The organism is Acidimicrobiales bacterium, assembly GCA_036273495.1.
Lineage (GTDB): Bacteria > Actinomycetota > Acidimicrobiia > Acidimicrobiales > JAJPHE01 > DASSEU01.
On record DASUHN010000380.1, the window covers coordinates 1 to 9,646 of the forward strand.

The window sequence follows — 9,646 nt, forward strand, 5'->3', positions numbered from 1 at the left end:
CGGCGCCGTAGACGTCCCAGCGCCGGGCGGTGTCGTTGACGGAGCCGGGCCCGGTCACCTGGGCCACGCGGGTCACCCCGCCGATCGTCGTCGGAGGCAGCGGCATCCGGAAGCCGGTCAGCATCGCAGCCGCCGGCACCAGCAGGACCAGGCCGGCGCGCCGCCGCACCCTTCCCCGCCTCCCTCGCAGTCGCACGCTCCGCCGCTCCTCCGCCGCCCGTCGCGGGCCGCATCTGGAAGGTCGGCGCCAGGACCGGCGAGTTAAGTGGAACTAACGGTCGGCGGCGTTTAGGGGGACTGCGGGGTGGTCAGAAATCCGGCCATACCTGGCACCGCCTGCCAGGGCCGCCGTCGGCTGGGGTTCGACGCGGGACGGCCTCATGACCCTCACGACCAGAACCGAGCGAGCGGCGCCCCGTCGCTGGCACCCGCCCGAGGTGCGGGACCGGGCGGTGCAGCGCGTTCTCGAGCTCACCGGGGAGGCGGGGGGCAAGCGCTATGGGGTGGTGCCCCGGGTGGCGCGCGAGGTGGGGGTGAGCCCCAGCTCGCTGCGCGCGTGGGTCCGCCAGGCGGAGTCGACCCGCATCGACCTGCTGGCCGCCCGGGTCCTGGAGGCCGAGCCCCGCCCGGTCGCCGCCCCCCCTCCGGTCCCGGGCCCGGCTCCGGCCGGACGGCTGGCCCGACGGCTCCGGTCCGCCGCTGTCGATCTGCGCCGCCCGATGGGGTTCTATCTGGCGTCGCGCGTCGTGGTGATGGTGGCGATCCTGTGCGCCAACGCCACCCGGGCAGGGCTGGTGAACCGGCGGGGGCCGGTCCTGTGGCCGGTCGTGCCCTCGTCGGGACGCCTGCTCGACGGGTTCAGCGTCTGGGACGCGGGCTGGTACGTGCACATCGCCACCCACTGGTACGTGGGGCCGCCTCTGCCGACCAGCCCGCTCGGCGGGGACATGGCGTTCTTCCCGCTGTTCCCGGTGCTGGCCCGGGCCGCCTCGGTGCTGACCGGGACCAGCCCGCTGGCCGGGGGGTGGATCGTGGCCCTGTTCACCGGGGCGGCGGCGGTGGCCGGGGTCTGGTACGTCACCCGGGCCGTGGCGGGGGACGCGGTGGCGGACCGGGCGGCGGGCCTGTGGTGCCTGTTTCCCGGCGCCTTCGTCCTCTCGCTGGTCTACGCCGAGGGCCTCACCGTGGCGTGCGCCGCCCTGTGCCTGTGGGCCCTGCTCCGGCGGCGCTGGCTGGTCGCCGGCCTGGCCGCCGCCCTGGCGGGGGCCACCCAGCCCGCCGGCCTGGTCCTGGTGGCGTGCTGCGGCTGGGCCGCCCTGGTCGCCCTGCGCTCACGGCGGGAGTGGCGGGCGTTGGCCGCCCCGGCCCTGGCTCCCCTCGGGGTGGCGGCCTACTTCGGCTACCTGTGGGCCCGGACCGGGGACCCCACCGCCTGGTTCGACTCCGAGCGGCTGTTCTGGTCGAACGGCCACTTCGGGCCGTACTGGACGGTCGTCCGCCCCGTGGCCCACTTCCTCTACGACCCGGGGGCCGTCTGGCACAACCCCGGGGTCTGGGACAACGCCGTGCGGGTGGCGGGGCTGGTCGTGGCGGCGGGGATGGCCTGGCTCCTCTGGCGGTGGCGGCCGCCGGCGGTGGTGCTGATCTGGGCGGGCGGCGCCCTGGCCCTGGCCCTGATGTCGGCCCCGGTGGGGGCCCGGCCCCGGTTCCTCCTGGTGGCCTTCCCCCTGGTGGTCGCCGTGGCCCGCCGCCTGCCCCGGCCCGCCTTCTACGTCACCCTGGTCCTGGAGGCGGCGCTGCTCGGCGCCCTGACCTTCGCGACCGTCACCACCCTCAACATCGTCCCCTGATCGCCGGCGTGAACTGCTAGCTTACGTAAACGTGAGCTTTGTGGAGACCCCGGCGCCCCCCGCCGCCCTGCATGGCATCGGGGAGGCCGCCCGCCTGGCCGGGACCTCGGTACGGGCCCTGCGCTACTACCAGGAGATGGGCCTGGTCCGGCCCGCCGCCCTCAGCCCCGGCGGCCACCGCCTCTACGGCCCGGACGAGCTGGCCCGGGTGCGGCGGATCCGGGAGCTCCAGGACCTGATGGGCTTCAACCTGGCCGAGATCGGCGAGCTGCTCCGGAGCGAGGACCGCCTCGACTCGCTGCGGGACGCGTACCACCGGGACGACGATCCCGAGCACCGGCTGCGGATCGCCACCGAGGCCCGGGCCGTGCTCGAGGAGCTGGACGGCCGGGTCGAGGCCAAGTTGCGCCGGCTGGAGGAGTTCAGGGCCGAGATCGCCGAGCGCCGGGCCCGGGTCGACGCCGCGCTGAGGTCCCGGCCGTGACGGAGCACCCCGACCGCTACAAGTGGATCGCCCTGTCGAACACCACGCTCGGCGTGCTGATGGCGACGATCAACCAGTCGATCCTGCTCATCGCCCTGCCCGACATCTTCCGGGGCATCGGCCTCGACCCGCTCGTGCCCGCCAACACCGGCTACCTGCTGTGGATGCTGATGGGGTTCCTGGTCGTGGCGGCGGTGCTCGTGGTGAGCCTCGGGCGCGTCGGCGACATCTTCGGCCGGGTGCGGATGTACAACCTCGGCTTCGTCGTGTTCACCGCCTTCTCGATACTGCTGGCGGTCACGTGGATGCACGGGACGGCCGCGGCGCTGTGGCTCATCCTGGGCCGGGTCGGCCAGGGCCTCGGCGCCGCCTTCCTCCTGGCCAACTCCTCCGCCATCCTCACCGACGCCTTCCCCGCCGACGAGCGGGGCCTGGCGCTCGGCATCAACAACGTGGCGGCCATCGCCGGCTCGTTCATCGGCCTGGTCGTGGGCGGCCTGCTCGGGCCGCTGTCGTGGCACCTGGTGTTCGTGGTGTCGGTCCCGTTCGGAGTGTTCGGGACGGTGTGGGCCTATCTAAAGCTGCAGGACCAGGGCATCAGGACGCCGGCGCGCATCGACTGGTGGGGCAACCTGACCTTTGCCGTCGGGCTGGTGGCCGTGCTCATCGGGATCACCTACGGCATCCTCCCGTACGGCGGCCACACCATGGGATGGGGCAATCCCTCCGTCATCGCCGAGCTGGTGGGCGGGGTGGCGGTGCTGGCGCTGTTCGTGCTCATCGAGACCCGCGTCGAGTCCCCGATGTTCCGGCTCCCGCTGTTCCGGATCCGCGCCTTCGCGGCGGGGAACTTCGCCGGGCTCCTGTCCGCCCTGGGCCGGGGCGGGCTGATGTTCATGCTGATCATCTGGCTGCAGGGGATCTGGCTTCCCCTGCACGGCTACAGCTTCGAGCGCACGCCGCTGTGGGCGGGCATCTACATGCTCCCGCTGACCGCCGGGTTCCTCGTCTCGGGCCCGGTGGCGGGGAAGCTGGCCGACCGCTACGGGGCCCGTCCGTTCGCCACCGCCGGGATGGTCGGCGCCGGGATCACCTTCCTCCTGCTCGAGGTGCTCCCGGTGAACTTCCCGTACCCCGCCTTTGCCGCCCTGCTGCTGGCCAACGGGCTGGCGATGGGCCTGTTCGCCGCCCCCAACCAGACCGGGATCATGAACAGCCTGCCGGCGGACCAGCGCGGCTCGGGCGCCGGCATGACCGCCACGTTCAACTCCTCCGCCATGGTGCTGTCGATGGGACTGTTCTTCAGCCTCATGGTGCTGGGCCTGGCCAGCTCGCTGCCCCACACCCTCTACTCCGGACTGACCGCCCAGGGCGTGCCCGCCGACCAGGCCAGCCGCATCGCCCACCTGCCGCCGGTGGGGACGCTGTTCGCCTCCTTCCTCGGCTACAACCCGGTGCAGACCCTGCTCGGGCCGACCCTGGCCCATCTCCCCGCCGCCCATGCCCACTACCTGGCCGGACGCAGCTTCTTCCCGCAGCTGATCTCCGGGCCGTTCCGCACCGGCCTGCACGAGGCCTTCGACTTCGCGGCGGTGGCGTGCTTCGTCGCCGCGGTGGCGTCGTGGCTGCGGGGCGGCAAGTACCACCACGTCGACGAGCCGGAGCCGCACCTGGTGCCGGCGGGCTACGTCGAGGACGTGCGGATGGACATGGAGCCGGTCCCGGCCGGATCACCCCGATCGTCCTGAGCACCCGGCCCTCCTGAACCGGCGCCGGGGTACCGTGCGTCGTGAAGTTCGGGGTGACCATGTTCCCGACGGCCCTACGCGACGGCACAGAAGGGAGCGGGATGAACGACGGCCCCCTGGCGGGGAAGGCGGCGCTGGTCACGGGAGGATCGGGCGGCATCGGGAGTGCGTGCGCGCGCTTCCTGGCGCGCGACGGCGCCGCCGTGACCCTCATGGCGCGTGACGAGGAGAGGCTGCGCGCCGTGGCGGCCGAGATCCGGGCGTCCCTCGAAGGTGACGCCCGCGTGGAGGTCATCGCCGGTGACGCCACCAGCTCCGGCGACGTGCAGGCCGCCGTCGAGAGGGCCAAGAGCGCGACCGGGGTCGTGGACATCTGCGTGGCCACCGTCGGAGGCGGCGTCATCGCTCCCCTCCTCCTGCTCGACGACGCCGACCTGCTCGACCAGCTCCGGCGCAACATCGTGAGCAGCTTCCTCGCCATCAAGCACACGGTGCCGGCCATGGTCCCGGCCGGCGGCGGCGCCATCGTGTGCATCTCGTCGGACTCCGCCACCATGTCCTGGCCGTTCCTCGCCGGCTACTGCGCCGCCAAGGCGGGGCTGGACGCCATGGTGCGCGTGGCCGCCGACGAGCTCGGCCGGCACAACATCCGCGTCAACGCCGTGCGCCCCGGCCTGACCCGGACGCCCAGCAACAACATCTCGATGATCTTCTCCGACCCCGAGATCGTCGACGAGTTCATCCGCCAGAAGCCGCTGGCGCGCACCGGTACCCCGGACGACGTGGCGGCCGGCGTCCGGTTCCTCGCCGGCCCCGAGTCGAGCTGGATCACCGGTCAGAGCCTGGCCATCGAGGGCGGCAACGAGCTGCGCCGGGCGCCGTCCCTCGAGAAGATCGCCCGCCACCGCTACGGGGACGACGCCGTCGACGCTGCCCTGGCGGGGCGGATCCCCGACTAGCGCAACGTCAGGGGCGCACGAAGGCGTAGACCGGCATGCCGACGGAAGTGGCCGCCTCGGCGGGCAGGAACGGGCCGTCGATCGTCACCGCGTAGTGGCCGGCGGGCTCGGGCCCGGAGTCCCCCTCGACGGTCACGATGGCCCCGTCGGGCCAGACCTGGACCACCACGCCCACGTGCTGGGAGGTCGAGGCGTTCTGCGGGCCGGTGCCGAACATCACCCCGTCACCGGGCGCGGGCCGCGCCGTGGGTGGGAGGACGGCGCCGTGTTGGGCCGACCATCCGACGACGCTGCCGGTGAAGGGGAACCGGGGGATCGGCACGCCGATGGTGTTCCACACCCACGTGGCGAACAACGAGCACCACGGCTCGCACGGCCCGTAGGCGTTGCAGTAGGCGCCCGACACCGTGGCGGGGCCGAGCTGACTCGCCGCCACGGCGACGGCGGCGCCGAGCGGGGCGCCGGCCGGCGACGGGTCACTGAAGACGTTGTCCCCCTCGTCGGGGCGAAGCAGCCAGTAACCGCCTCCATCCGGCGTGCCCGCGATGGCGGCGGTTGGGGAGAAGGGGGGCAGGTTCGGGGTCGGTCCGTGGAACCCGGCGTCCCCGTAGGTGAGGACGCCGCCCGTGGCCGCCGCCAGCCAGTACCCCTCGCCGTCGGCGGTCGGGGCCAGCCCCACCACCTCGGCGTTGATCCCCGCTCCCGCCGCCGACCCGTACCACCTGGCGTCGCCGTAGGTGAACACGCCGCCGTCACCGGCCACCAGCCAGTACCCGTGCCCGTCGGGAGTGGCGGCCATGCCGGTCACCGGCGCCGACAGGTGCCGGCCGCCGAGCGAGCCGTACCAACCGGCGTCGCCGAAGGTGAACACGCCACCGTCGCCCGCCACCAGCCAGTAGCCGCCACCGTCGGGCGTGGCGGCCATGCCGACGATCGAGTGGGCCAGCCGGATCCCGCCCAGCGAGCCGCGGAAGACGGCGTCGCCGAAGCTGAACACCCCTCCGTCCATCGCCACCAGCCAGTAGCCGCCGCCGTCGGGCGTGGCGGCCATCCCCACGATCGGGGCGAACAGGTGGAGGGCGCCGAGGGACCCGCGGTACGGGGCGTCCCCGTAGCTGAAGACCCCGCCGTCGGCGGCGGCCACCCAGTAGCCCCGCCCGGTCGTGTCCGAGGCGAGGGCCACCGCCGGGGCGGCCATCCGCATCCCGCCGATCCCGCCGGCGTTGACGGCGTCGCCGAAGCCCGACACCCCCGGTCCGCTCCAGCCCGAGCCGGCGGTGTGGGGAGCCATCCGGGCGGCGGTCGTGGCCGCCGCCGCCCCGCCCGGTGCGGCCCGGGCCACCGCCACACCGGAGACGAGGAACAGAGAGGCCAGGAGGAACGTCCAGCCGCGGACGACGGGGCGGCGCCGTCGTGATGTGTGCCCAGCCGCTTCGCCCAATGGACCTGCTCCCTCGTCCGCCGTTCGCTTCTCCATCGGCGCCCGGTGGGGGGATCCTGAGCGGGGCGGTCAGGGCCGGCGGCCCCAGAGGAGGATGCGCTTGAAGGCGTAGAAGTACGGCCTCCGGTCCCCGAGCTCGGCCACCAGGCGGCGCCGGTACTCGTCGACGAAGCGCTCGTGGTCGGCGGGGTCGAGGACGGTCTTGAACCGGGTGAGCGAGGTCCCCTTCACCCACTCGACCACGTCGGCCGTCGCCGCCAGGACGTGGCCGTAGACCTGGAGCCGCACGTGTTGGCGCTCGAAGCCGAGGGCGTGGAGCAGGCCGGCGTAGGCCTCGGGCACCAGCACGTTCTGCTCGACGGGGTCGGCCGGCGCCGCCTCCCCGAGCCACTCCGCCGCCAGCTGGCGGGCCACCCGGTGGGAGGGATGGTCGGCGTTGGTCGGCATCTGCACGGCCAGCTGGCCGCCGGGGCGGAGGGCGGCGGTCCAGCGCCCGAGCACGCCGGCGTGGTCGGGGACCCACTGCAGGGCGGCGTTGCTGAACACGACGTCGAGGTCCCGGCCCGCCCAGGCGGCGATGTCCCCCGGGGAGAAGCTCACCCCGTCGCCGGCGTGGGCGGCGGCGCCCACCAGCATCTCCGGCGAGGAGTCGACCCCGGTCGTGGCGGCCGCCCCCAGCCGGCGGTGCAGGGCGGCGGTGAGCCGTCCGTCCCCGCACCCGAGGTCGACCACCTCCGGGGCGGGGACCGGCTCGAGCAGGGCGCCCAGGTCCCAGAAGGGCTGCTCCCGCTCGGCCGCGAAGCGGTTGTACTGGCCCGGGTCCCAGGTCGACGTGGTGTTCACTCAGACAGGTCTAATACAAGTGGCCCAGAGAGCGCCGGCAGCGCCTAACCCTTCTTTCCCGGCGGGGCCGGTGGGGCCGGAGGGGGCGCCCCGGGCTGCGGCGCCCCCCGCCCGCACGAGGACCAGCACCACGTGGTGGTGAGGGTCGACGATCCCGGCGCCGGCCCGGCGCCCGGTCCGGCGCCCCGGGGCCGGCCCGACACCAGCACCACTCCGGGCGGCACCGACGCCGGGTCGGCGGCGGTGAACGGCGCCGGCGGCACCGACTGCAGGGCCCCCGCCATGAAGGCGTTCCAGATGCGCGCCGGGTAGGTCCCGCCCGCCACCGAGATCCCCCCGACGTTCGTCATCGGCACCTCGCCGCTCAGGTCCCCCATCCACACCGCGGCGGCCAGCTGCGGCGTGTACCCGACGAACCAGGCGTCCTGGAACTGCTCGGTCGTCCCGGTCTTGCCGGCCACCTGGCGGCCGGGCAGGGCGGCGGCGGTCCCGGTGCCCTGGACCACGACCTGCTGGAGCACGGCGGTGACCTCGCGCGCCACCTGCGGGGTGATCACCGACTGACCCCCGCTGTTGTTGCGCAGGAGGGGCCGGCCGTTGGGGCGGTCGACCTCGGTCACGAAGTGCGGGCGGTGGTACACGCCGTCGTCGGCCAGCGTGGCGTACGCCGCCGCCATCTGCAGGGGAGGCACGTCGTTGGTCCCGAGGGTCATGGACGGGACCACGGCCAGAGGCGCCGTCACCCCCATGCGGTGGGCCACCTCGGCGATCTTCGGGAGGCCGACCATGACCGCCAAGCGGCCGAAGGCGCAGTTCACCGAGTGGGCGGTGGCCGTGGTCAGGTCGATGGTCCCGAAGTTCTCGCTCTCGTAGTTCGACAGCCGCCAGGGGTCCGGTGTCCCACCCGGGTTGGGGATCGAGCACGGGCCCGAGCCGTCGATCACGTCGCGGGGTGAGTACCCCGCCTCGAGCGCCGCCACCAGCGTGAACATCTTGAACGCCGAACCGGTCTGCCGTCCCGGGGACGCGGTGGCGGCGTCGAACTGGGAGGTGGCGTAGCTCTTTCCCCCCACCACGGCGCGCACCGTGCCGGTGCCGGGCTCGACCGCGACCAGGGCGGCGCTGAGCGGCAGGGAACTGCCCGGGACCCCGTTGGTCACGGCCTGCTCGGCCCCGGTCTGCAGGGCGGGGGAGAGGCCGGTGCGGATGCGCAGCCCGCCGTAGTACAGCTCCCGGTAGCGGTCCTGGGGCGTGCGGCCCAGCCGGGGGTCGGCCAGCAGCTCGTGCTGCACGGCGTCGAGGTAGTAGCCGTGCCCGGACGGGGGCAGGTGGACCGTCGTCGGAAGCGGCACGCCGGACGAGGCCGAGACCTGGGCCCGGCTCAGGTGGTGGGCCGTCCCCATCAGGCCGAGCACGGTGTGGCGCCGGGCCGCCGCCGCGCCGGGGTGGTGCAGGGGGTCGTAGCCGTTGGGGTCCTGGATCAGCCCGGCCAGGAGGGCGGCCTGGGCCGGGCCGAGCCGCGACGCCGGCTCGTCGAAGTAGGTCTCGGCCGCCGCCTGAACGCCGTACGCGCCCTCGCCGAAGTACACGGTGTTGAGGTAGGCGCGCAGCACCGCCCGCTTGCCGATGCGCCCCTCGACCCGGTTGGCCAGCACCGCCTCCTGCACCTTGGTCCGCAGGTCGTCGGCCCGGTTGGGGAGCAGCAGGTTCTTGACCAGCTGCTCGGCGATCGTCGAGCCGCCCTGGCGGCCCGCCCCCGACCCCACGTCGACCTTGACCGCCCGCAGGATCGCCCGCAGGTCCACGCCCCCGTGGCTCCAGAAGCGGGCGTCCTCGGTGTCGACCACGGCGTCGACCATCGGCTCGCTCACCGCCGACAGCGCCACCGGCTCGCGGTTGTCGTCGGCGTGGAACGTCCCGATCAGGCCGCCGCCGGCGTCGTAGACCGCCGAGCCCTGGGCCAGCGGGGGCAGGTCGACCGGCGCGCTCCGGGCCGCCACCGCCGCCGACAGCACCCCGACCGCCACCTTGGCCGGCCACGCCGCCACCGCCACCACCACGACCACCGCCGCCACCAGCGCCCCGGTTATCCGCAGGCGCCCGACCGTCGCCAGCCGGGTGCGCCCGGCCCGCCGGGCCCCCCGGCCCAGGGCCATCGTCGTCGCCACCGCCGTGACGGCTCCCTCCCGCCCGCCCCGGAAGGCGGCCCGGGCCGACCACACCGCGACCCGGGCCAGTGCCACCGAGGCCCGGGCCAGCGCCACGCCCGCCACGCCCCCGGCCATCGCCAGCCACGCCCGGGCCGCCGACCGGTGGGGAGC

At 74.5% G+C, this 9,646-nt stretch carries 7 protein-coding genes; 4 read left to right on the plus strand and 3 right to left on the minus strand.

All coding sequences use genetic code 11. The features are described from left to right. Positions 1-380 precede the first annotated feature (380 nt). The 4 genes from VFW24_16565 to VFW24_16580 are packed head-to-tail and all read left to right on the plus strand — an operon-like array spanning position 381 to position 5,041. Positions 381-1,850, plus strand: coding sequence for a transposase (locus VFW24_16565; GenBank protein ID HEX5268383.1), 1,470 nt, complete (start codon positions 381-383; stop codon positions 1,848-1,850). A gap of 31 nt (positions 1,851-1,881) precedes the next feature. Further along, on the plus strand, positions 1,882-2,334 hold the full coding sequence (locus tag VFW24_16570) for a MerR family transcriptional regulator (protein ID HEX5268384.1): 453 nt from the start codon (positions 1,882-1,884) through the stop codon (positions 2,332-2,334). Next, positions 2,331-4,082 (plus strand): MFS transporter, encoded by a 1,752-nt coding sequence (locus VFW24_16575; GenBank protein HEX5268385.1) that lies wholly within the window; start codon positions 2,331-2,333, stop codon positions 4,080-4,082. Before VFW24_16570 ends, VFW24_16575 begins: the two co-directional genes overlap by 4 nt. A 41-nt stretch (positions 4,083-4,123) precedes the next feature. Continuing rightward, positions 4,124-5,041 (plus strand): SDR family oxidoreductase, encoded by a 918-nt coding sequence (locus VFW24_16580; protein HEX5268386.1) that lies wholly within the window; start codon positions 4,124-4,126, stop codon positions 5,039-5,041. A gap of 7 nt (positions 5,042-5,048) precedes the next feature. Here VFW24_16580 and VFW24_16585 read toward each other — a convergent pair whose 3' ends face one another. The 3 genes from VFW24_16585 to VFW24_16595 form a co-directional block, all read right to left on the minus strand. Beyond that, positions 5,049-6,482, minus strand: coding sequence for a CHAP domain-containing protein (locus VFW24_16585; GenBank protein HEX5268387.1), 1,434 nt, complete (start codon positions 6,480-6,482; stop codon positions 5,049-5,051). A 69-nt stretch (positions 6,483-6,551) separates the two neighbouring features. Then, positions 6,552-7,325: a methyltransferase domain-containing protein gene (locus VFW24_16590; protein HEX5268388.1), complete on the minus strand. Its 774-nt coding sequence runs from the start codon at positions 7,323-7,325 to the stop codon at positions 6,552-6,554. A gap of 44 nt (positions 7,326-7,369) precedes the next feature. Further along, a partial coding sequence (locus VFW24_16595) for a transglycosylase domain-containing protein (protein ID HEX5268389.1) occupies positions 7,370-9,646 on the minus strand: 2,277 nt, incomplete at its 5' end.